The organism is Streptococcus sp. 2022WUSS083 (assembly GCF_044427155.1).
Lineage (GTDB): Bacteria > Bacillota > Bacilli > Lactobacillales > Streptococcaceae > Streptococcus > Streptococcus hashimotonensis.
Window position 1 is genome coordinate 74,405 of the sequence record NZ_JAOTGK010000005.1, and the last position, 23,672, is coordinate 98,076.

General features: G+C 40.1%; 22 protein-coding genes. 4 read left to right on the forward strand and 18 right to left on the reverse strand.

What is annotated here, in order from left to right; all coding sequences use genetic code 11:
• Positions 1-68: 68 nt before the first annotated feature.
• From ODU41_RS07640 to gla, 15 genes are all read right to left on the reverse strand, one after another.
• Positions 69-968 (reverse strand): aldose 1-epimerase family protein, encoded by a 900-nt coding sequence (locus tag ODU41_RS07640; RefSeq protein ID WP_398578853.1) that lies wholly within the window; start codon positions 966-968, stop codon positions 69-71.
• Between the two features lie 64 nt (positions 969-1,032).
• Positions 1,033-2,439: a 6-phospho-beta-galactosidase gene (gene lacG, locus ODU41_RS07645; RefSeq protein ID WP_398578854.1), complete on the reverse strand. Its 1,407-nt coding sequence runs from the start codon at positions 2,437-2,439 to the stop codon at positions 1,033-1,035.
• Between the two features lie 234 nt (positions 2,440-2,673).
• On the reverse strand, positions 2,674-4,353 hold the full coding sequence (locus ODU41_RS07650) for a lactose-specific PTS transporter subunit EIIC (protein ID WP_398578855.1): 1,680 nt from the start codon (positions 4,351-4,353) through the stop codon (positions 2,674-2,676).
• On the reverse strand, positions 4,353-4,670 hold the full coding sequence (locus tag ODU41_RS07655) for a PTS lactose/cellobiose transporter subunit IIA (RefSeq protein WP_002935220.1): 318 nt from the start codon (positions 4,668-4,670) through the stop codon (positions 4,353-4,355). The genes ODU41_RS07650 and ODU41_RS07655 overlap by 1 nt, the downstream gene beginning before the upstream one ends.
• 130 nt (positions 4,671-4,800) lie before the next feature.
• Positions 4,801-5,634 carry a PRD domain-containing protein gene (locus ODU41_RS07660; protein WP_044677201.1) on the reverse strand — a complete coding sequence of 278 codons (834 nt, stop codon included), beginning with the start codon at positions 5,632-5,634 and terminating at the stop codon, positions 4,801-4,803.
• A 188-nt stretch (positions 5,635-5,822) separates the two neighbouring features.
• Positions 5,823-6,800, reverse strand: a complete 978-nt coding sequence (gene lacD / locus ODU41_RS07665) for a tagatose-bisphosphate aldolase (RefSeq protein WP_398578856.1) — start codon at positions 6,798-6,800, stop codon at positions 5,823-5,825.
• Between the two features lies 1 nt (position 6,801).
• Positions 6,802-7,734 (reverse strand): tagatose-6-phosphate kinase, encoded by a 933-nt coding sequence (locus ODU41_RS07670; protein ID WP_398578857.1) that lies wholly within the window; start codon positions 7,732-7,734, stop codon positions 6,802-6,804.
• 9 nt (positions 7,735-7,743) lie between these two features.
• Complete coding sequence (gene lacB / locus ODU41_RS07675) at positions 7,744-8,259, reverse strand: galactose-6-phosphate isomerase subunit LacB (protein ID WP_002941130.1); 516 nt, start codon at positions 8,257-8,259, stop codon at positions 7,744-7,746.
• Between the two features lie 26 nt (positions 8,260-8,285).
• Positions 8,286-8,708, reverse strand: coding sequence for a galactose-6-phosphate isomerase subunit LacA (lacA, locus tag ODU41_RS07680; RefSeq protein WP_398578858.1), 423 nt, complete (start codon positions 8,706-8,708; stop codon positions 8,286-8,288).
• Between the two features lie 205 nt (positions 8,709-8,913).
• Positions 8,914-9,681 (reverse strand): DeoR/GlpR family DNA-binding transcription regulator, encoded by a 768-nt coding sequence (locus tag ODU41_RS07685; RefSeq protein ID WP_398578859.1) that lies wholly within the window; start codon positions 9,679-9,681, stop codon positions 8,914-8,916.
• A 427-nt stretch (positions 9,682-10,108) separates the two neighbouring features.
• Entirely contained in the window at positions 10,109-10,432 is a 324-nt protein-coding gene (locus tag ODU41_RS07690) for a hypothetical protein (RefSeq protein ID WP_029170914.1), read from the reverse strand.
• 17 nt (positions 10,433-10,449) lie between these two features.
• Positions 10,450-13,197, reverse strand: coding sequence for an InlB B-repeat-containing protein (locus ODU41_RS07695; RefSeq protein WP_398578860.1), 2,748 nt, complete (start codon positions 13,195-13,197; stop codon positions 10,450-10,452).
• Positions 13,198-13,468: 271 nt separating this feature from the next.
• Entirely contained in the window at positions 13,469-14,077 is a 609-nt protein-coding gene (locus ODU41_RS07700) for a CoA pyrophosphatase (RefSeq protein WP_105119372.1), read from the reverse strand.
• 112 nt (positions 14,078-14,189) lie between these two features.
• Entirely contained in the window at positions 14,190-15,722 is a 1,533-nt protein-coding gene (locus tag ODU41_RS07705) for a helicase HerA-like domain-containing protein (protein WP_398578861.1), read from the reverse strand.
• 132 nt (positions 15,723-15,854) lie between these two features.
• The gene (gene gla, locus ODU41_RS07710) at positions 15,855-16,700 is read right to left on the reverse strand and encodes an aquaglyceroporin Gla (RefSeq protein WP_024411425.1); all 846 of its coding nucleotides are present in this window, start codon (positions 16,698-16,700) and stop codon (positions 15,855-15,857) included.
• Positions 16,701-16,840: 140 nt separating this feature from the next.
• Between gla and ODU41_RS07715 the strand changes: the two genes are divergently transcribed.
• On the forward strand, positions 16,841-17,641 hold the full coding sequence (locus ODU41_RS07715) for a formate/nitrite transporter family protein (protein ID WP_141587713.1): 801 nt from the start codon (positions 16,841-16,843) through the stop codon (positions 17,639-17,641).
• 35 nt (positions 17,642-17,676) lie between these two features.
• Here ODU41_RS07715 and ODU41_RS07720 read toward each other — a convergent pair whose 3' ends face one another.
• Positions 17,677-18,372, reverse strand: a complete 696-nt coding sequence (locus tag ODU41_RS07720) for an LrgB family protein (protein ID WP_002937552.1) — start codon at positions 18,370-18,372, stop codon at positions 17,677-17,679.
• Positions 18,365-18,745: a CidA/LrgA family protein gene (locus ODU41_RS07725; RefSeq protein ID WP_002941098.1), complete on the reverse strand. Its 381-nt coding sequence runs from the start codon at positions 18,743-18,745 to the stop codon at positions 18,365-18,367. Before ODU41_RS07725 ends, ODU41_RS07720 begins: the two co-directional genes overlap by 8 nt.
• 292 nt (positions 18,746-19,037) lie before the next feature.
• Between ODU41_RS07725 and ODU41_RS07730 the strand changes: the two genes are divergently transcribed.
• The 3 genes from ODU41_RS07730 to ODU41_RS07740 are packed head-to-tail and all read left to right on the forward strand — an operon-like array spanning position 19,038 to position 21,161.
• Complete coding sequence (locus ODU41_RS07730) at positions 19,038-19,364, forward strand: PadR family transcriptional regulator (RefSeq protein WP_002937550.1); 327 nt, start codon at positions 19,038-19,040, stop codon at positions 19,362-19,364.
• Complete coding sequence (locus ODU41_RS07735; RefSeq protein WP_012775489.1) at positions 19,351-20,106, forward strand: DUF1700 domain-containing protein; 756 nt, start codon at positions 19,351-19,353, stop codon at positions 20,104-20,106. Before ODU41_RS07730 ends, ODU41_RS07735 begins: the two co-directional genes overlap by 14 nt.
• Positions 20,103-21,161 carry a DUF4097 family beta strand repeat-containing protein gene (locus tag ODU41_RS07740; protein ID WP_044673755.1) on the forward strand — a complete coding sequence of 353 codons (1,059 nt, stop codon included), beginning with the start codon at positions 20,103-20,105 and terminating at the stop codon, positions 21,159-21,161. Before ODU41_RS07735 ends, ODU41_RS07740 begins: the two co-directional genes overlap by 4 nt.
• 49 nt (positions 21,162-21,210) lie before the next feature.
• Here the strand turns inward: ODU41_RS07740 and ODU41_RS07745 are convergent, their stop codons facing one another.
• Positions 21,211-23,670: a YhgE/Pip family protein gene (locus tag ODU41_RS07745; RefSeq protein ID WP_398578862.1), complete on the reverse strand. Its 2,460-nt coding sequence runs from the start codon at positions 23,668-23,670 to the stop codon at positions 21,211-21,213.
• Positions 23,671-23,672 lie beyond the last annotated feature (2 nt).

The following is a 23,672-nucleotide window of genomic DNA, read 5'->3' on the forward strand; positions in this document are numbered from 1 at the left end:
CTCCCAAACCGTTTATTTCTTTTCAAATAAAACGGCTTGAGAGTAGCTTCACTATCTGAATTTTAAGTTTAATCTATGTCGATAATAATATCAAAATGTTTTTTATCAACTTCTTTTGGAGCCACATAACTAATATTTCGCTTGGCATTGAATATATCAGATTCTTCCAGTGATGTAGAGAGTCCGCTCCAAGGTTCTAATGCAATAAAGGGACTCTGATTTGTAGTTGACCAAATCACTAAATATGGAAAATCATCAAATGCAATCGAAAGTTTCTTCTGATGATTTTTTGATTTCAAGGTTACCTTTCGTGATGCTAATTGATCCAATGTTATGGCATCATGCTCAAACAGTTTATAGGACAAGTCCAAGGTCTTTTGATTTTCCAAGAATGGCCGGCGGTCTCGCAGATCAAGTAAGCCAGTTTCTGGAAAACTTCTAGGTACTGTACAAGATTCTACTTTTTCAAATTCTAAATAATAGTCTTCATAACTCTCACCATCCAACAAGGGACAATTAAAACCTGGGTGACCACCAATAAAGTAAGGTAGCTTTCTATGTCCCTCAAGTTTTTTCACCCGATATTCAGTTCGAATTGTATTGCCAAGTAGTGAGTAGTTAATGGAAAGTTCAAATTCAAAAGGGTAATTTTTTACGGTTTCTTCGTTTGATGAAATAGAAAATTCCAAAGAGTTTTCAGTACTATTTACATTTTTGAACAGCATTTTTCTCACAAGTCCATGCCTTGGAATTGTGCCTGTAAATGTCGGTCTTTCTGCAGGTTCATAGATAGCCCAATCATTTCGTAAACTTCCACAAATCGGAAATAGAACTGGTGCTTGACCGCTCCAATAGGTCGGATCACCTTGCCAAAGATATTCGATACCATCCTTGTCTTTAATAGAAGTAATTTGCCCGCCTAATTCAGAAAATTGTACTGTTAAGTTCTCATTTTTTAATTCGAGCATAAAAACTGCCTCCCTTATATGAAAACAAGGATGCTAACTTGAGCTAGGCATCCTTGTATTAGTTTTATTCAATAACCTGTGTTTCCGCTACGTTTTTATACCAATATGCACTTTTCTTTGGATAACGTTCTTGGGTCTCAAAGTCAACATAGAACAATCCATATCGTTTCTCGTATCCATTTGACCAAGAAAATACATCCATCAAGGACCAGATAAAATAACCTTTAACATTGGCACCATCTGAGATAGCATCTGAAATCACTTCTAAATGCTTTTTCACATAATCAATTCGACCATCGTCATAGACTGTACCATCTACAAACTCATCTTTATAGCCTAGACCATTTTCAGTAATGTAGATTTTCTTATAGTTTGGATAGTCATTTTTCACACGCATGATTTGATCATAAAGGCCTTGCGGATAGATAATCCAATCCCAGTCCGTTTTTGGAATATCAACTGGAGACTCTCTACGACCGACTCCCTTGATTTGATACTTAGAACTTCCCTTTTCACCTTTACCATTATGGATAATTTCAGTCTCACCGTCATGAGCCCTCATCCAATCACTCATATAGTAATTGATGCCCAAGAAGTCGTTCAAATCTTTTGCGGCATCTAAGGCAGCGAAGTCTTCATCACGAAGGTCTAATTCCCCACCATTCACTTTCAGAATATGTCGAACGCCTTCAAGCGTTTTTTCAGAATAGTAACCCAAGTATGTTGCATCGAGGATAAATTTATTATGAATAATATCTTCTAGTTCCGCTGCACGAACATCGTCAGGATTGGTTGGATCATAAGGATATTTCGTTGGCAATGCGTGTACAACACCAATTTCTCCACTATAACCAGCATCCTTGTAGAGCTTAACTGCCTTGGCATGTGAAACCATCATATTGTGGTGAGATTGGAATACCTTAGCTAAGTCATACTGAATACCTGGCGGGAACTTCCCTACAAGATACTGCCCATCACCAATTGGACCGATTTCATTAAAGGTTGTCCAGTAATTAACTTCGGGGAATTCTTTGAAGCAAAACGCTGCGTAATTGACGAAGTGCTCAATATTTTCTCGATTTAGAAAGTCACCATTAGAATGTAGCGTTTCTGGTGTATCAAAATGGTGAAGCGTTACAAATGGTTCTACATGACGTTTATGGCATTCCGCAAATAATTTATGGTAATACTCTACTCCCTTTGGATTCACTTCTCCAAAGCCTGTTGGGAAGATACGAGACCACGCAATTGAAATCCGAATGCCATTCACACCAAACTGTTCACTTAGTTCTAAATCAACTGGATAACGATTATAAAAATCAGAAGCTGGTTCCGCAGTGTACCAGTAATTATCTTCTAGATACTTGTCCCACGCAACACGACCTTTTCCATCCGTCTGTGTAGCACCCTCTGCCTGATATGCAGCAGTTGCTCCACCAAATATAAAATCTTTCGGTAATGTTTTAACCATATGCCTACCTTCTTCTATCAAAAATAAATAAAGGGGTAGGAGTTGGAGATGATAACTCCCTCCCCTTTTGATTAAGAACCTGTATTCACAAGTGAAGTGCTTGTATATAAGAGATAGTTTTTCGCTAATCAAGGCGGTTTTTTGAGGGAATACTGACTGTATTTTGAAAAAAACTAACGATGAGTAGCTGAAAAACTAGCCTTAGATGGAAGTGCTGAACCGTGAATATAGGTTCTAAAACTGTTGTTTGACAAAGTCAAGAGCACCTTGACCATCACGAGTGAGTTTAATGTATTGAGCCCCTTCAGTTTTGGCGAGTTTAATACCCAATGCATCGGTTTCTTGTTTTATATCATCATAGTTCGATGCTACTTGTGGTGCAAGGATGACTAATTGATACTCTGGCAAAATCTCACGGTGCGCCCCATAGCTTCCTGCTGTAGCTGTAACTGGAACACCATATTCTTTTGCAGCTTTAGTTAGAGCGTTGGCAAGCAATCCACTTGTACCACCCCCTGCACAAAGTACCAAAACATTGGTTTGTTCAGAAATTTCGGTTTCGACTGCAGCTTTTTCAAGAATAGCATCCGCTTTGGCAGTATTAAAGTTAGCCGCCACTTTCTCTTTCAAGCTATTTTCAACTTTCCCTGATTGTTCTTCAGCAAGAATTTGCTCATCGTAAACTTTCAAGAATGGATAATAGATAAGTACATCGACAACGACCAATAAGATAGCTAGTACAAAGGCGAGTGGAGCAAAGTTTGTTCCCATTACAATCCCCAACGGTCCTGGAGTTGTCCATGCTAAGTTGACGCTGAAACTGTTCATTTTTAACGTATCAACAAAGAATTTGAAAATCCATACGTTAGCAATTGGAGCTAAGATGAATGGAACAAAGAATACTGGGTTGAGTACAAGTGGTGCACCGAACAAGATCGGTTCATTTACACCAAAGAAAGTTGGAACAACTGAAGCACGTCCAATTGCTTTATTTCGTTTAGACTTAGTCAACCACATAAACATGAATGGCACAACCAAGGTAGCACCTGTACCACCCATTGTTACGATAAACATTTGAGTACCTGAAGTCAGGATTTTGTCCGCATGTTGACCCGCCTGTAGAAGCTGGAAGTTGGTTTCAATATTGGCATAAGTAATGGCTGCAATTGCTGGTTCCACAATAGATGGACCATGAATCCCTACAAACCAGAACAAAGCATAGGCACCAAAGATAATTGTAATACCAACATAACCGTCTGCGGCTGTAAATAGAGGCTCAAATAATTTCAGGATCGCCTCAGCAACGCTTGTTCCAAGGAATTGACGTGTCACAAGATCAATTCCATACAAGACAAAGATAGACAATGCATATGGAATCACATCTTTAAATGCCTGGGATACGTTCGGTGGAACTTCGTCTGGCATACGAATGGTAACATTGTTTTTCACACAGACCTTATAGATATTAACCGTAATGAAGGCTGCCAGAAAGGCTGTCAAAAGTCCCTTAGTTCCCATGTAACCATTGGCAAATCCACCTTCAATACCATCAGAAGCCAGTAATAAGAAACCTGAAATTGAGGCAATCATGGTTGAAATGAAGTTAATCTGATTGGTTTTTGGCAATTGACGGTTAAACGCATCTGTCAAAGATTTTGCGGTCGTTCCTGCAACTAAGACAGCTACAATACCCATTGTATAACCGTAAGGTTTCATGATAGCCGCAACTGCTTCATCAGACCAAGTAAATCCAAAGATATTAGGTACAAATGCTACCATTAGAAAGAGAGTTGAGAACAAGATAACCGGCATGGCAGCGATAAAACCATCACGGATAGCCCTTAAATAAGGGTTTCTCGAAATCTTTTCAAAGAAAGGCTTCCCTTTCTCAATGAATTCAATCAATTTATTCATTACTTATCACCTCGTTTGTAAAGTTCAATCATATGACCCATCATATCTTTCAATAACAATGTTGTCATGAGATGGTCTTGACCATGCATGAGCGTCACACTAAAGGCTAAATCCTCACCAGCCGCTTCTTTCTGCAACAAACTTGTCTGAGCATGGTGGGCTTCAACAATACAAGCATTGGCAGCTTCAACTAGTTCTTCTGCTTTTGCGTAATCACCTTTTTGAGCAGCAGCCAGTGCCTCCATCAAACGAGAACGAGCATCACCAGCGAATGCAACAATCTCAAAACCTAATAAAGTAATTTCTTCTCTATTCATAATATGAACCTCCTATTTTTTATGTACTCAATGGAAATACCATTCAGACTAGGCGACGAAAACGTAGATAGAACAAAAGTTCATCAAGTTGAGGCAACAACGTCTGAATTGGATTTACGAAGAGTATGATTTACAATAACCGTTGAATATGTAATACAATATAGAACCTTTCACTATCATTTACTGGCTCATCAACCAATGATGTAATCATCTCAAAAATCTGACTTCCAACCTGATGGGCTCTTGGATTCTGGAGCTTGATGTACTGTTCCAAACTAGCAATCGATTCATTTGACTGATGGGATCTATCTAAGTAATTCAGAAAATAGGACAAATGAATCATAAAGCGATCATAAAAATTGCTATTTTCTTTTGAGCGTTTAATCCCATTCTCTATCAAAATTTGTTCAACCTCAGCAATAATTTTCTTACTGATGTCATGTTCTTCACTTGTGGGATGAATTGTTTCACCTTTTGCATTGATTAAGTGAAGTGCAATTTTACCAATCTCATCATTTGGAAAATCATTTAGCAACTTTTCACGAAACATAGCTAAGGCTTCACGCGCCATTTTATATTCCAATGGATATTCGGCTGAAATATTGGGTAGCTTACTTTCTTGATAACTATTCTTTAAAACCGCCTGATATGCAAAATAGATATGATCTGTCAGTGTCACATATAGATATTCTTGTACAGGATAATGATAAGTTTCTACCAGATGATTAATAACCGTGTAGGTTGCCGAAATAAAATCTAGTGGAATATCTTTTAATAAGGTTAGAAAATTTTCTTTGGCTTCATCATTTTTTAGCGAAAAGATATTTTCTATCTTGTCCTTAACAATTAAATCCCCTTTCTTCTTTTGAAAGGTTATACCTAATCCCATCACGACTGCCTGTTCCCCATGTTCATTTTTCACAAGGGCAGCGTTATTATTTAGTGACTGTATAATCCTAAACATATATCCCTCCTATATTTTTAAGCAAAAAAAGACTACAAACAAACCGAGAATATCTTACTCTCAAATCCATTTGTAGTCTTGCCTAATCGAATTAGTTACAATCCACTCTATTCTTGCTGATGAGATTATTATAGCATATTCTCAGAAAATGTAAACCCTTTCTTTTAAGAAAATGGTTGTTGTTTCAATTATTTTTCTAGCCAAGAAGTTGCTGTTCGAGACAAGACTACATCAAGTCCCTCGATATTTTCACGACCAACAGTACGTAACCATTCACGCGCAGCTCCTTCACCTTGTTCGATGTAAACTGGCACAACACCTGCCCATGTCGCACGACCACAGAGAACACCGTTAAATTTAGCACCTGCTTCATGTGCAAACACTAGTGTATCTTGGAAGAGTTTCGCTGAAACACCTGCACTAAGATAAATGTATGGTAAGTCCGTTGACGCTTCTTGCTGACGGAAATATTCAGCTGCTTCTTCTTTTGTATAGACGACTTCCCCTGTTCCAAAGCCTTCTACAAAATTCATGTTCACAGGTACTTCTACCTTGAGAACATCCACTCCAAAGCGTTCATCCGAAAATACTTTCATAGCCTCATTTACTTTTCGAGGTTTGATTTTTGCAAATTCCACACTGGCATTGTCTTCAATCGTTTCATCATAGCTCAAAATTTCCAAGAAGAATGGTAACCCTTCAGCTTGACATTCTGAACCTAAGCGTTCAATATAGGCATGTTTTTGAAGGTTGACGTATTGGTCTCCATCAACATCATAATAGAGTAAAAACTTGATAGCATCTGCCCCTTCTTCTTTTAGTCGTTTTACAGACCACTCTACTAAGCAATCTGGTAATCGACTAGTAGAGCTTGTATCATAGCCAGTTTTTTCATAAGCTAGTAGCAAACCGCACTTCTCGTCACGAGCGCGTGATGCTGGCAAACCAAATTCAGGATCTAACAGAATTGAGGAAGAAAACTGTGTTAATTCTTCTGAAACTAGTTTCTTTAGTTCTTCCATCTGCTCCACAGTAGGTTCTTCTGTCTGATGTTTTGCCATCATTTTTTTCAGGGCTCCACGTTGGTCAAAAGCTAAAGCTGAAATAATACCTGCTTCATTGCTTACTTTTTCCATATATGTTCTTTTATCTGCTGTGACTACCATATTATACCTCTTCGACTTCGATTTGAGAATACAACGATTCTGCATTTTCTAAATTGACGTAACCCGTCTGCTCTTCCTGGGCATTTAACATGCCTAAAACATTAGCCTTTTTAAGTAATTCTGTATCAGGTAAGGCATGTACCAAACTAGCTGCAATACCTGCAACAGTTGAATCTCCTGATCCTACTGGATTGACGACTTTGATTTTTGGAATTTTGACACGATAGAACTTGTCATTGTGCTTGGCAAAAGCCCCCTTTGCTCCTAATGAGACGACTATCCAATCAATTCCTTGGAAAAGTTGACCAGACAAAACTGATTTCAACTCTTGAATATCATCAGTAACTTCTTTACCAATCAGTTGTGATAACTCTTCTGTATTCGGCTTAATAACTGTCGGCTTCTGCTGACTTTCTAAAACGTTTTTCAGCGCCTCACCAGAACAATCCAAAACAACAGCTACACCGCATTTTTTACAAAGTTCTACAATCTCAACATAATAATTGCTAGCAAGTCCCTTAGGCAAACTTCCTGAAATAACAACAACATCTACATTGTTCAGAATAATTTCAAGGTGTTCAATAAAATTCAAGGCTTCGTGTTCTTGAATAGTTGGGCCTTGTTCTAAAATCTCCGTCTGTTTGCCATCATGAAGAACCGCAATACAGTTACGTGTTTCGCTCCCAATTTCCACAAAGGAATCTTTAATATCATTTCGAGTGAGTTGTTTCTTGACATAGCTTCCAATCTCACCGCCAATAAAGCCTGTTGCTACAACATCTTCACCAATTTGTTTCAAAACTCGTGTGACATTAAGCCCCTTACCGCCAGCTGTTTTTTGAACTTTTTCTACTCGATTGACCGTATCCAAATGAAAGGTATCCAATTGATAGGCAATATCAACTGACGGATTTAAAGTGATTGTCAAAATCATGTGAGCCTCCTAGTCGTGGTATTCTCCACGATCCCACTTTTCAAGAAATTCAGTAAAGAACTCTGGATTAGCCTGCTCTTGATTGAGCGTTTCAACTGCAGCAATCTTTTCAATCAAACGTTTGTTTGCTTCAGTTGGTTTATATTCTGCTTTAATGAAGGCTTCAATGATGTCGCACATGAGCAACTCACCTGTAATCTTTCCTCCAAAACCAATGACGTTGGCATTTAACTCTTCTTTTGCATAGAGTGCAGAGGTCATATCACGAACCAGGGCTGATCGAACACCAGGTACCTTGTTTACAGCATTGTTGATTCCAACACCTGTTCCACAGATACAAATTCCCAAATCTGCTTGTCCGCTTGCAACAGCTTCACCAACTTTTTTACCAAAGATTGGGTAATGAGTACGAACATTGTCATAAGTCCCAAAGTCCAACACTTCATATCCTTGATTTTTCAAATAATCTACCACAGCGATTTTTTCATAGGTTACAATGTGGTCACAACCGATTGCAATTTTCATCTCTTATTCTCCTTTGTTTACAACAATTAGCACATTTTATTTAGCATATCAACACGAATTTGGTGACGGCCACCATCATACTCGCCTTCAACAAATCCTTTAACGATATTTTTAGCAATTCCTTCTCCTACAATCTCACTACCGATTGTAATAATACGCGAATTGTTGTGTCCTCTTGTCATATAGGCAGAACGTTCGTCTGAAACTTCTGCAGCGATCATCCCTTTGACTTTAGTTGCGGTCATAAATGGACCAACACCATAAGCATCAATCACAATGCCAAGATTTCCTTCCTGTTGATTAACTTCTGCAACTACTGCCAAAGTTGTATCAACAAAATCACTTCCATCACTGACATCTTTAAAGTCATATGATTTTTCTTGTAAATAATCTTTAATAACGTCTTTTAGTTTTGAGCCCGCTGGATCAGCACCGATAATGATTGTCATAACCTATCTCCTAACAAAAATAGAAAGTTGTAGCCATATGTGGCAGAAAATCTTTGTTTTGCAAAACTTAGAAAAAGCGTTTTCGCTTTTTATGTTTAAATTATACAACCAAATAAACACAAAGTCAACATATTTTGTTTTGTTTTTGTTTGTTTTTTTCATATACAAACAAAAAACCAACATTTTTCTGTTGGTTTTGATAACTTTATGATTTTGTAGAAATAATTTCAATGTGGTTATGTAATAATTGGTAATTTTCATCCTTTGCATTCATATCTGTCACTAGAGCAGTTACATCATTCAAATCACAAAAGGAAGTAAAATCATCTTTGCCAATTTTCGAGGCATCTAGCAGTAGATATTTTTCTAAAGAATGTTTGATGGCAATGTTTTGCGTATAGGCTTCCGCTAGAGTGGAAGTCATGACATCACTTCCCTTAAGTCCGTTACCTGAAAAGAAAATCTTGCTGAATCGCATTTTTTCTAAACTTGTATTGGTAATTTCTCCTACAAACGATTCTGTCACTTGGCGATATTCTCCTCCAAGAAGAAAGACTTGAAAATCCTCTGTCTTCTTTTGAGATAAGATTGTAAAAACTGGCATACAGTTTGTGATGACAGTGAGACGAGGATTATTAATGGCCTCAGCCAGAAAGGCAACTGTTGTTCCTGGACCTAAAAATACCGTGTCTCCATCTTCTATCAGTTGTGCAGCTCTTTCTGCTATCTCTTGCTTGGCTTCCTTATTTTGAATGTGTTTCTCAGAATGAGAATATTCCCGATATTGAAAAGCCTTATTACTTCTAGCACCACCGTGTATTTTAGTCAAGACCCCCTGCTCTTCCAATTCAATAAAATCACGTCGAACAGTCATATCAGTAACATTTAGCAATTCAACAATCTCAGAAATTCGAATAGTACCTTTTTTGTTTACCAAACGTGTAATTTCTTCCAGTCGTTCTCGTTTATTCATGTTTAATCCTTTGTTGTTTTTTTACATTATATCAAAAATCAACAAGAATATGTTGGAATTTTGAACATTTATTACAATTGGAATAGAGACTTAATCTTTTTAAAAATCCGTTATTCTATTATATAGTCAAGGTACTATTTCACCAAATTCCTTTTTTATTAGTATATAGAAGTAATTAATCTCTAGCAAATTATATCCAACTGCAATTCATTATAACTTATAATATCAAATGGGAACTCTACAAAGTTAGACCTTATTATTTTGTTTGTAAGGAAATATGATTTTAGAGAATAGTTTTCCTCTAATCCTAATGGATTACTAGGTATTCCATAAAATCGCTATTCATGGTATTCTACATAACCCATTTTTTACTAAAAGTTGGATCACTTCAATCTTCCATCCTAGTATCAATAAAAATATTGGATAACTACTCGTTCAATGTCATAATTGATAAATTTCCAGGTTTATCTTCTACAATAAATAAGTCGTCAATCCCTTTTCCACTACTATTATCAAGAATTTTTTTGGCATCTACTATTTTTTCTATAGACTCTTGATAGACTTTATCAGAAATCTCACTTGGAATTTCTAAATATATTGTACCTTTATCAGTTGTGGATTTTATAGTTAGTTTAGCAGGTTTTGTTTTTTTATTTGAATCAATGATTACTACTTTTTTCTTTTTAATTGAGCCAACAATCTTAAAAACTAGTTCCTTTAATATGTCCACAGTTAGCCCTAAAACAAGCATTTCTACAAACTCTCTAACTATTCTTCTTTTTTGTTTTTGAATAGATACAAGCCTGTGGCAAGAGTGGCTAAAGCACCACCTAGCCAGCCTATTGCGCTACTTGCTTCGCCTGTATTTGGCAAAGTTGCTTTTGGTGCCTCTGCTTTTGGCATCATTGAAACCTTAGATTCAGGCTTCATACCCTCTGTCCGTGGCATTTGAGCTTTCTCTGCTTCTTGTTTATCTGCCTTCGGTTGCTTCATATCTGGTTTCTTAGTTTCTGGCATTGGTTTGTCAGTTTCTACTTTATCATATTTTGGTGCTTCCGAATCTTTCTTAGGAGCTTCCATTTGTGGTTTGTCCATTTGTGGTTGCTCTGCCTTTGGAGCTTCGGCTTTCGGCTTTTGTTCCTTAGGCATGTCGTCTGCTTTCGGTTGCTTCATGTCTGGTTTCTTAGTTTCTGGCATTGGTTTGTCAGTTTCTACTTTACCAGTTTTTGGTGCTTCCGAATCTTTCTTAGGAGCTTCCATTTGTGGTTGCTCCGCCTTTGGATCTTCGGATTTCGGAGTTTGTTCCTTAGGCATGTCGTCTGCCTTCGGTTGCTTCATATCTGGTTGTTTAGTTTCTGGCATTGGTTTGTCAGTTTCTGCTTTGCCAGTTTTTGGTGATTCCGAATCTTTCTTAGGAGCTTCCATTTGTGGTTGCTCCGCCTTTGGATCTTCGGATTTCGGAGTTTGTTCCTTAGGCATGTCGTCTGCCTTCGGTTGCTTCATATCTGGTTGTTTAGTTTCTGGCATTGGTTTGTCAGTTTCTGCTTTACCAGTTTTTGGTGATTCCGAATCTTTCTTAGGAGCTTCCATTTGTGGTTGCTCCACATTTGGATCTTCGGATTTCGGAGTTTGTTCCTTAGGCATATCATCCGCCTTCGGTTGCTTCATGTCTGGTTTCTTAGTTTCTGGCATTGGTTTGTCAGTTTCTGTTTTACCAGTTTTTGGTGCTTCTGAATCTTTCTTAGGAGCTTCCATTTGTGGTTTGTCCATTTGTGGTTGCTCTGCCTTTGGCTCTTCAGCTTTCGGTTTTTGTTCCTTAGGCATATCATCCGCCTTCGGTTGCTTCATGTCTGGTTTCTTAGTTTCTGGCATTGGTTTGTCAGTTTCTACTTTATCAGATTTTGGTGCTTCCGGTTGGACTTCTTCTTGTTTTGGAACTTCTGGCACTGGAGTTTCTTTTGGTTGCTCTTCTAGTATTGATGGAACCTCTGGAGCTGGAACTTCTTTCTTCGGTGCTTCCTCTTTTGGAGTTGATGGCGCTTCTGGTACCTGTGGTACTTCTGGAGTCGGTTTCTCAACTTTGGGTTCCATCGGTTTCAGTGTTTCCTCTGAGGACTTTTTCCGTACAATAGCAACCAAAGTTATATCATGCGAAACTTTTAAATTCTTTTCAATTTCCTTCTCAGGGTCACTTTCAAGAGCCCATCCAACAAATTCATACCCCTCTTTCGTTGTCACTCTTTTTTGGGCTCTTGCAAGAGTATCCTCGATATTACTTCCAATGATTACTTCTTCTAAATACTGACCTTCTTGTAGTCTATATGTACTATCTGGGGTCGTAAGTATATCTCCCTTCTCCTTAAAAGTAACCTTCACTTTTAAACTTTCTTTTGGAATTGTTCCAAGTTCAACTATTCCACTTGATTCAGGCGCTTCTGGTTTTGGTGAAGCCTCCGGAGTATCTTTTGACCCCTCTGGTTGAGGAGCGTCTGGCGCCGGGGTTTGTGGAGCCTCTTGTTTTGGTTCTTCTGGTTTTGGAGCCTCCTTAGGTGGCATAGGGGTTTCTTTCGGAGTTTCAAGGAGAATCTCACGTGCACCTAGCGAAGTAAACTGTACCCCACTCCAATTTGTATACCCAAACGTCTTCATCACTGCCGCAACTGGGAATGATTTTTGGTTTGAATCAGTTATCCTAGCAGTTAAAGCATAGGTCACCCGGGTAGTATCTGTTATCTTATCTATGAAGTAAATCTTAGAAAAACGACCTTCTGATTTCCATTTCTGAACCGTGACATCAGGATTGGCTTGCTCTGCTGACCAACCCCATTGACTATCAAAATTCTTATCATCCTGTCTCTTCTCTTCTTTACTAAAGAAACGGTATTTTTGTCCACCGTCATTTTTCGGAGCATTAACATCTGTAGGGAAATCATTAATTATATTCGAACTACCGTGGTCATTATCAATAATTTCTGTCAATTCCAAGCCTTCTGGAAGAACAAAATAAAAACCTCCAGGAGATTTATCAAAAGACCATGCCTCTGTGTCAAAAGTCACTTGCCATTCAAGCTTATTTTTTTCAACCTTCAACGGCTCTACAGATACTGAAGCCCTAATCTTAGCCTGATCATCGCCCTTCGCTTTAGAATCCACATTCGATGTTTGAATTAGTGGCGTATCAGCTATTTTTTCTGAAACAGAATCATCTACCGGAATTTCTTCCATATCGCTATTAGTAGAATCACTCATCATCGCACGAGGTTGGAGAAGTGCTTCTGGCGAAGAAGGCTTAGTAACCTCTTCGGCTTGCTCATTTAGTTCCTCTTCCGAAGCGATATCGTCTTCGAGTTCCTCTTCATTTGATACTACCGGTATATTAGTAGCATCGCTTGCATTAACTGATGTAACATCTGGTTCTAGCACCTCTGCTTTAACCGTTGTCGTTGGATAAAAGGCTAATCCCCCTAATACGACTGTGCTTAATAATAGACTGGACACAACTTTCTGCTTGCTCATAATTGGCTCCTTCTTAAAATATAGATTTATACATTTTCCCACTCATCTACTGAATGCGTTTACATGAATGTTGTCGCATTTCTGGATAGATGATGGCACTTCAAAATATGGACCGTACAAAGTATACCAGTCATAGCTATCTTTTACCTGCTACGCACCTGTTTTTTTTGTATTTTTCTATACATTGCTCATGTTGAGCTTTGGCTACATTTTTTCACTGATACATATCGCAAAGGCTGGTTTTTCCTCAAAAAAAAAATAACCTATCATTTCACGATAGATTATTTTTCACTATTTCCACAAAACGATGGGTAAATTGAGCAGTCATTCCCCAGATGTTTTCTGGTAGATTTTCATAAAAGGGAACGGAGCGTTTGTGATGACTGAAAGGATAGTCAACCCCACCTCTCAAACGTTCAAAGGGAAAGTCACAATCTGGGACAATCTGTGAATCCAGTTGATAATAGACAGGGGCCGTTTTCAGCAAGGTTTCCAGTGGAACTGTAAAGAATCGAGCCACTTCATCATTGGGTTGAAGAGTCTGCCAGTCCAAGTGAAGTCGACCGACAAAACAGCGAATCGTCGAGCGGCCAAAAACTAGATAATCGATTTCCCCTAGCAACTCAATTTGTTCCTGTTGAATGTCAAGTTCTTCGATAACCTCACGAATGGCAGCTTCTTCTGCTGTCTCGCCTTCATCAATTCCACCACCTGGGAATGAGACTTCTCCCGGTTGAGAAATGGACTCGCTCCGAATCTCATATAAGACCTGCCACTGATTGTCTGACCAGACTAAGGGCAAGAAGACTGCATAGGAACGTTTTTCACCCAAGGGCTGGGGCTGATAGTCTTTCAATAATGCCTGCAATTGATCAGTCATGGCAACTCCCTACTAACTAGTGATTTGTGTTTATTTTAACGAATTTTGTGGCATCTGGCAAGAACTTTGTCTAGATAAAAAAACTGAGAAGTTTCCTTCCCAGTTCCTCATCTTATTTTCCTTTTAACATGCCCATAATGCCACGAGTCACCACGCGCCCAACTTCCCGTCCAACCTGACTCATCAGGTTCTTGGTAAAGCGATCCATCATAGAATCTGTTTTGCGACTAGCTGGCTGACTGGCTTTTTGTGCAGCTTTAGCCGCTTCTTTCTGAGCTTTCTCTTCCATTTTTGCGGCTGCCTTAGCTTCTTTTTCTGCCTGTTTTTCCGCCTCGGCCTGCTCTGCTTTTTTGATGAGTTCGGCTTCTTTGGCCTCTGTCATGGCTAAAATCTGCTCGTGGGCAGATTCACGGTTGACCGCGTCAGCATATTTTTCCATCAAAGGAGAGTTGTTGATGACTGACAAGAGGGCGCTCGGCTCCACCGTTCCAAGCATACTCTTCGGTGGGTAAATCAAAACCCGATCCGCAAAGCTTGGTGTGCCGTCAGCTTGAAGGGTAGACACAACAGCTTCACCCACTTGTAACTCCTGAATGACCTTAGCCAAATCCTTATCACCTTCTTGACGGAAAGTTTCGGCAACAGTCGCGACAGTTTTGAGCTCTTTTGGTGTAAAGGCGCGAAGACCGTGTTGGATGCGATTTCCCAGCTGGGCTGCCACGCTATCAGGAATATCCGTCGGATTCTGCGTTACAAAGAAGACACCTACACCTTTTGAACGAATCAAACGGACAATTAATTCAATCTTTTCAAGAAGAACTTTTGGAGCATCTTTGAAGAGAACATGAGCCTCGTCAAAGAAGAAGACCATCTTAGGCTTGTCCAAATCGCCCACCTCAGGCAGCACTTCATAGAGTTCTGACAAAAGGCTGAGCAGGACTGTCGAATAAAGAGTTGGTTGATTGAACAGCTCAGTAGCTTGAAGAACGTTAATAACACCACGGCCATCTTCTGCTGTACGCATCAAATCAGCAATGTCAAGGCTTGGCTCACCGAAGAAAATCTTACCACCTTGTTGCTCCAAAACGACCAGACTACGCAAGATAGCACCAACCGAACGAGCTGGAATATTTCCATAATATTGGCTCAGCTCTGCTGCATTTTCAGCCACAAAATTGAGCATGGCCCGCAGGTCCATTAAGTCAATCAAGAGAAGACCACGCTCATCTGCCACGCTGAAAACGATATTCAAGATGGACTCCTGAGTATCATTCAAACCCAGCAAGCGCGTCAATAAGACAGGTCCAAGCTCTGAAATAGTCATGCGGACAGGAGTCCCATTTTCCCCTAAGACATCCCACAACTCAACTGGATAGCCAACAGGGTTATAATCAAGATAGTGGGTTTTCTCCAAGCGACTAGGATCAATCTCCTTGGTATTGGCCGCAACCAAACTATTCAAATCACCCTTGATGTCCGATAGAAAGACCGGGATTCCCGCATCACTCAACTGCTCTGCCAAGACCTTCAAGGTCACGGTCTTCCCTGTACCTGTCGCACCTGCGATGATTCCATGACGATTGAGTCGCTTGAGCTGCATCTCTGCTCGACTGCTTCCATAGCCAAAAGCAATAACATCTGACATATTCTAGCCTCTTTTCCGATTTTTTCTAGCTTTATTGTAGCATAGTTTCTAGGAAAATAGCAGAGCAGACAACCGAATCACCTCAATATCCATAAAACAAAAAGAAAAACCCGACGAAACGGGTTCTCTATATTATAGATACAAGAATTTGAATAGTGCAACAGCAGCAATTGATGCGATAATTGGAGCACATACACCAACCCAAGCATACCACCATTTAGAATCTGATTTGTTTTCACCTAGGACTGATTTTGGCAAGAGATGGTGAACGATACGTGGACCAAGATCACGTGCTGGGTTAAGACCAGGACCTGTTGGACCACCAAGAGCCGCAACAAGTGCCATAACTAGGAAACCAATGCCTAAGTGAGCAACTGCAATTGAACCTGCAGTATAGGGAGCAGTCATTGTCTCAGCGACTGTTTTATCATAGCCTTGTTCAATCAATTTACCAACCAACTCTGCACCAAAGAAATGTTTGGTCAAAGCAAGGGCACCGAAGAACAATACAAATGAACCAACGAACTCATTCAAGAAACCATTAGTTGTCGCAGCTTTACGGCTTTCTTTCGTTCCGTTATCAAGCGCACTGATAGTTGAGAATGAACCAAGAATATGGTTAGAATTTTCAGTTTTCAAGAAGTAAGGTTTATAAACTGCTACAACCACTAACTGACCAAACATTGCGCCTAACAATTGGGCAACAATGTATTGAGCAACGTGAGCCCAAGGGAAGAGACCTGAAACAGCCAAACCAAGTGTGAATGCTGGGTTGATATGGTTACCAGAAACGTTACCAAACATCAATGCTGGCATCATAACTGCCAAACCATAGCCAATCGCAATGAGAATCCAACCAGAGTTGTTTCCTTTTGTGCCTTTTAAATCAACGTTTGCAACTGTACCATTACCAATGATAATAAGGAGTGCAGTCGCTAAAAATTCAGTGATATATTTCACTGTCCATGTAACATCCATATTTTTCTTATATTTCCTTTCAAAAGTTAAATTTTTTTGGACAACAACCATTTTATCAAGTATAATAAACAAAGTAAAGCCATTCGACAAAAAGAAAACGTTTACCCTATAAAAGTAGTAGATAAAGTGAGGAGATTAGGATGGGAGCTACCCAAGATACACTACTATATACAATTGAAAAAAGCATTAAGAAAAAAGCAGATTTGTTTGAACACAGTTTTTCTGCCTACGCTGTTCGATCGATGTTAGCCAGCCTCTATCTAGGTTTGGGGATTGTCATTTCTCTTTATACCGCAGATAAACTCAACCATGTCGCAGAAGGACTCGGGAAATTTAGCTATGGGTTGATGTTTGGTTGGGGGCTACTCATGATTTTATATATGAATGCCGAACTAGGAACATCCAACATGATGTATATGACAGTAGCCAGCCATCGAAAAACGATTCCTACTAAAACAGCCCTCAAGATGTTGGCAACCTGTATCCTTTTCAACTTTATCGGTGCTGTCCTTGTTTGTTACTTTGTTTCATTGACACTGCCTTATCAGCACGTTGATGCTCACAGCTACCTATTTGAAGCGACGGTGGCCAAGCTTTCAAAGACACCTTTGACTCAATTTATTGAAGGAATTTTTGCTAATATTGTCGTGAATATCGGCGTATTTACCTTCTTACGCATCAAAGATGATGCCGGACGTCTCATTTCCGTTATTTTCATCATCTTTATCTTTGCTTTCTTGGGATATGAGCACGTCATCGCAAACTTCTCCCTTTTCTCATTGGCCTTTTTTGCAAATGGTGGACCAGTTGAAGGAATGACTCTATTAAGTGTACTAAGCAATTTCCTCTTTTCTGGATTAGGAAACTACGTGGGGGGCGGTCTCTTTATCGGACTTCTTTATAGTTGGTTGAATAATCAATCCAAACTTTATATAGACTAAAAAAAACTACGGTTGGAATTCCTACCGTAGTTTTTTTATTGTAAGATAATCTGCGCAACTATAGGACTAATCACCACATACATAATTCCTGTAATCCCAATAGCTAAGCCAGCCATCGCCCCTTGCGTATGCCCATATTTTATCGCTGTACCCGTTCCAATGGCATGTCCTGTTCCTCCCAAAGCAAGACCAACAGCTACCGGATCTTCAATTTTTAGTAGCTTTAAAAAGACCGGACCAAGAACACTTGTCAGAATTCCTGTTGCAACAACGACTACAAGAGTAACAGTTGCTATTCCTTGCATTTTATCAGTAATACCAACAGCCATAGCAGTGGTAACTGATTTTGGAAAAAGAGAGATTGCAAGAAAAAAATCCATTCCAAACCATTTTGCAATTAGGGCAGTAAAGACAGTATTGACAATGCAAGCAACAAAAATTCCCAATAAAATACTTCGAATGTGATGTTTCATTAGATGGAAAGAACGATACAAAGGAATACCCAGAGCTACTGTTGAAGGCACAATAAGCATATTTAGATAGGAACCTCCTGCATAATATTCCTTATAGGAAATACCTGTCATTTTTAAAAAGACAATAATCAATCCTGTAGCTACCAACAGTGGGGTTGTGATTGGATGAGGAAATCTCCGATAAATCAGCATTCCAATCAAATATGCTGCAATTGATAACATAATACCAAAAATAGGATTTGAAAAAAGTTCAGTCATGAATTCCCTCCGTATCAATGTAGTCACCTTCAAACTTTTGCTTCACAAATTGAACAACAAAACCAATTACTAAGATATTTAAAAAAATGGCGCCTAAAATGACGATGATAATAGGAAGTAAATAATCTTTAATTGCATCAAATCTCTCCATAATGCCCACCGCTGCAGGCAAAAAAAGAATGGTCATATTAGCCAGCAAAAAATTTCCAACCGTATGAATGTGGCGAAGACGAATCAATTTGAACTCTAGGGCTAAAAATAGGAGGATTAAGCCAATAATACTTCCCGGAATAGGAAGATGAAAAATAGTCGAAATAGCTTCCCCTAAAAATGAAAATACCAGAATAATCATAAACTGAACATATAGTTTCATCTTTACACCACCTTAAATACTACTAATCCATCTGAGGCCATTCTCTTTTAGTCCAGAAAATCCCTTAATGTTAGTACTGTTATTAAGTTTACTACTCTGAAAATATTTTTCAAGGCTATAAAACGTTTACACATTAAAAATTTGTCTTAAGCTATTTTATTTATTTGCACATAATCACTTGACAATTTATTTTTGTAGGTGTATATTTAATATATAACAATTTTTGATATATACAACCGAACACTATATATCAAAACCGAACCCAACTAACAACAAAGGAAAGGAGCGTCCTATGCATTTTCCAGTCCCCGCAGTGCTGACAGAATTTCTCATCATGGCTATTTTGGAATCCGATGATTCTTATGGCTATGAAATCTGTCAGACCATTAAATTAATTGCCAACATCAAGGAGTCCGCCCTCTATCCCATCCTAAAGCGATTGGAGCAAAATGACTTTTTGACTACTTATTCCCAAGAATATCAGGGTCGTATGCGCAAGTATTATAGCCTAACTCAGTTAGGTCACGAAGAATTGGTCCGACTCAAAGATGACTGGGATACCTATACAAACACGATAAACGGCATCATAGAAGGGAGCGTCCGCCATGACAAGAACTGAATACATGGAGCAGTTAGAAAAATATCTCAAAAAACTGCCCCACAAAGAATACTTTGAAGCCATCAGCTTCTTTAATGAGTATTTTGACGAGGCTGGACCAGAGCGTGAAACAGAAATTATAGAAGAACTTGGTTCACCAAAAGAAGCCGCCAGCGAACTCATCAACAACATGCTCAACAAGCAAATCCAAGAAGAGAAGGATCAACAAGAACCTATTCAACTCAACTGGAAACTCTGGGTTGGTCTGGGAGCCTTAAGTATGACAGGTCTCTTCTCTTTCTTCCTACTCTTTATCATGGGAGAGTTTATCGGAGTCATTCCTCTGTTTGCGACTCTTATCCTCGGCGCCTTTTTCCTCGGTCGTTACTTCCGTAATTTTAGCCAAACAAAACGAACGCTCTGGTTGGCTATCCTAGCTGTCATTTCCCTGCCTATCGCCATTCCACTTTTGCTCATTCTCCTAGCTAGTCTATTGGGATTGGTGGCGCTCATCTTGGCCCTCATTGTCGGTGCCTTTGTTCTGGGTGTCGGACTTCTCACCAGCGGTGGCTATCTGATTTGGGAAGCCTTTAGCCTTATGTCAGAAGGTTTCAATATCTTCCTCATGGGGTTTGGCTCAGGTTTGTCTTTGATTGGCGGAGCTATTCTCATCTACATCTTGACTGGATTTTTTGCCTACTGGTCTTGGCGACTGGTCAAGGCTTGCTTCAAATGGATCTTGAAACGAGGTAAACGAGCATGAAAAAGAAACTAACCATCGCCATTATTATCGGCTTTGTCAGCCTGATTGCAGGCTTAATTCTGGCTGGCATTGGATTTTTCACAGGAGGCGTAACCCGTTTGGAAGAGGTTGCTGCTCCGACGGAAGTCCATAAGACCTTCACAGATTTGAATACCATTAAAATTGACTTTATCCCCCACAGCGTCTATATCAAGGAGTCTAGCGATAGCAACTACCATGTGACCTATGCCAACTCCGACAACAATATCCAAAACCCTCTAAAACTCAGTGAGAAAGACGGCATCTTAACCCTCTCTGCACAGGAACTAGAATTTGCCATTGAGGGAATCATGCAGTATCTGGGAGAAAGCTTGGCCCAACGTCGTATCAATGTCTTCTCCGTCACCATTGAAGTGCCTAAAGGGAAGACACTGGATAAATTAGAGGGACACAATCTCCACTTCTATGATTTTGGCGGTTTCACGATTGAGAATATCCATATCAAAGAGGCAAATCTGTCTGGTGGTGTCACTCTTGACAAGGTGACCATTGACAGCGGCCAGATCGAAGCAGGCTACTTCCAAGCGACACAATCCACTCTAAAAGATATGCACATCAACCTCCAGGAAAGTAGCATCCGCCTGTATGAAACCAGTTTGGAAAATGTGACCATCGAGGGCTATAGCCAGCTAGATAGCAGACAAACGACTCTTCTTGGCGATAATCGTTTCACTCCATCCGACACCTACTCCTCTACGACATTTTTGGATGTGACGGACAAGAGTCTAGCAGATAGCAACTTGCTCATCACCAACCAGATCGACAAGAAAAAATTAGTAGAAGCCCAAGGTTACTACTATGAAGATGAAAATGATTTGAGAGAGATGGTTAACCAAGACCCTTACTTAAAAGAGCGACTAGGGGAAGTCGGTATTTTCACTAGCGATAAGTACACCAAATTCCCTGTCAAGACAGAAAACGATCTACAGACCCTAACCCTAGAAAACAAAGGTAGCAAGAACAAACTGACCATTGAAGCCACCAATGCGACAATCAATTTAGGAACACCAAAATAACTACATCAACCAAAAACCAACTGTTCACATGGAGCAGTTGGTTTTATTATTATTCATCTTTTTGATTATAAATCAAGAGACCTAGTCCCATAAAGCCTACTAAGAAGAGGCTCAGCATCCAAACTTGATGACTACTATTTCCAACCATAGAAATGGTTTGACGAAGGCCTGAAACAGAATAGGTCATTGGAAGATAGGGCTGAATGACTTGGAAGAAGCGTGGGCTGAGTTCGATTGGGTAGGTACCTGCGCTTGATCCAAGCTGTAGTAACAAGATAATTAAACTTGCGAAGGAGCCGAAACGATTGTTCCAACCCACCAAGGCTGTAACGAGGGCCATAAAGGTCCATGAAGCTAAGAGGATTAATCCCAAGGTTGCCATAGGATGAGCTGGATCGATTCCAATCAAGCGAAGAACACCGTACAGAATCAGTGCTGCTAGGCTGGCTATCGTACCATTAAGTAACAATTTCCCTTTAGCCCAATCCCAACGATTCTTGTAGGAGCGATTGTCAATGTGTTTGACAAAAATAACATTCGCTGACAAGGCTGCAACCATTAGTGCGACAGATACCATATAAGGAGCCATTCCGACACCGTTGGTCTTCACATCATCTTGGTCGCTGTGTTCCAAGGTGACTGGTTGAGAAACTGCTTGTGCATTTTTGTCTTCTACAGAGATGACTGATAGTTGTTGACTGGCTGAGCTGAGTGAATTTGTTAGGGTTTCACTACCTGTACGAAGACTGGAAATACCGCTTGTCAAGGTTTGACCGCCACTAGCTAATTGATCCGCACCAGCAATTAATTGCTGACTACCAGAAGCCAGTTGTCCTGAACCGCTGACAAGTTGACTGGAGTTGGACGCCAAGGTTGCCAATCCTGATGTTAACTGGCTACCTCCTGATTGGATGCTACTATTATTCGCAACCAACTGAGCTCCACCCTCTGCTAATTGGGCAACACCTGCGGTATAGGCTGTTACTCCTGACATGAGTTGACTCGCTCCATTTGATAATTGCGTTTGAAGTTGACTCACACCACTCGTCAAGGTTTGAGTTCCTGGTAGAACTTGCCGGTTCAAAGCGGTGTTGACCTGACTCAAGCCACTTGATAGGTTTTCAATGGCTGTTGTGGCACCTGGCAATGCTTGATTGGCAGCCGTGTTAATCTGACCGACAGCTGATTGCAGCTGGCTCATTTGTGTTGCCATGCCAGAAAGACTTTGTAGGCTAGATAAGGCTTGACTGAGTTGAGACAATTGACCCAAAATCGTTTGGGCTGCTGTCGCTGTTGTCGAAGGCGAGTTTTGGAGGGCTCCAACCAATTCAGCTTGCTGAGCAGCTGTCAAGTTCTGATAGGTAGCCGTTGCTTGCAAAGCTTCAATGCTGGCTGTTTTATCGGCTTGTGCTGCAGTCAACAATCCTTGAGCTTGAGCCCCCATCTCCGTCAAGAGGCTAGATAGAGTAGTGGTATCTACTGCAAGTCCTCCTATACTTGAGAGGCTATCATTTAATTGATTGATGGCCGCTTGCAACTGGGGAAGTCCTGTCAATAAGGCCTGTATCTGACTAGACTGTTCAGCAGACAAATTAGTTGAACTAGCGAGTTGCTCCAAGCCCGCCTGCAATTGATTGGCTCCTGTTACCAGTTGTTCGACCTGGCTTGCTCCTGTTTGCAATTGTCCCACCCCAGCGATGAGCTGAGAGGAATTGGCATTTAATTGCTCCGCACCTGAAGCAAGACTCGCCACCCCATTTGTGTAGGTCGTTAAGCCACTGGACAGTGTTTGACTGCCTGTCGCAGCCTGATTGACTCCATCTGTATAAGATACAAGACCGGTGGCCAATTGATTTGCTCCTGTCACCAGTGATTGACCTGAAGTCGTTAAAGTAGTCAGTCCATTTGAAAGTATTTGACTGCCTGACTCCAATTGACTAGCTCCATTTGTTAATTGTTGACTTCCATCTGCTGCCTCAACCATACCCGCTTGAATCTCTCCCATGCTATCAAAAACGGCAGTTGTGTATGTTTCGGTAATCGTCTCTGAAACAGATTCCTTTAATTTCTCCATAGCTGATTCGCCCATCTTAGAAGCGACAAAGCTGTGCCCCTTAGAGGTTTGGTAAGAAATTGTTAGTGGTTCAGGCTGATCCGTCAAGAGACTAGATGCTTTTTCTGATAAATCTTCTGGTAGGGTGATGACCATATAATAGTCCCCTTCTTCCAAACCTTTTTCCGCATCCGTTTCTGATACAAAGTGGAAATCCAGACTCTTGCTCTCTTTCATATTATCCACCATATCATCACCAATGGTGAGGGTTTTATCTTGAAAGCTCGCCGACTGGTCTTGATTGACAACTGCTACAGGCAACTGGTCTAGTCGGCCGTAAGGATCCCACATAGAGGTTAGGAAACTAATGTTATATAAGGCTGGGACACAGGCAACACCGAGAATGGTGATCATGGTCATTGGTTTTTTGAAAAAATTCTTTACTTTTTCCGACATAA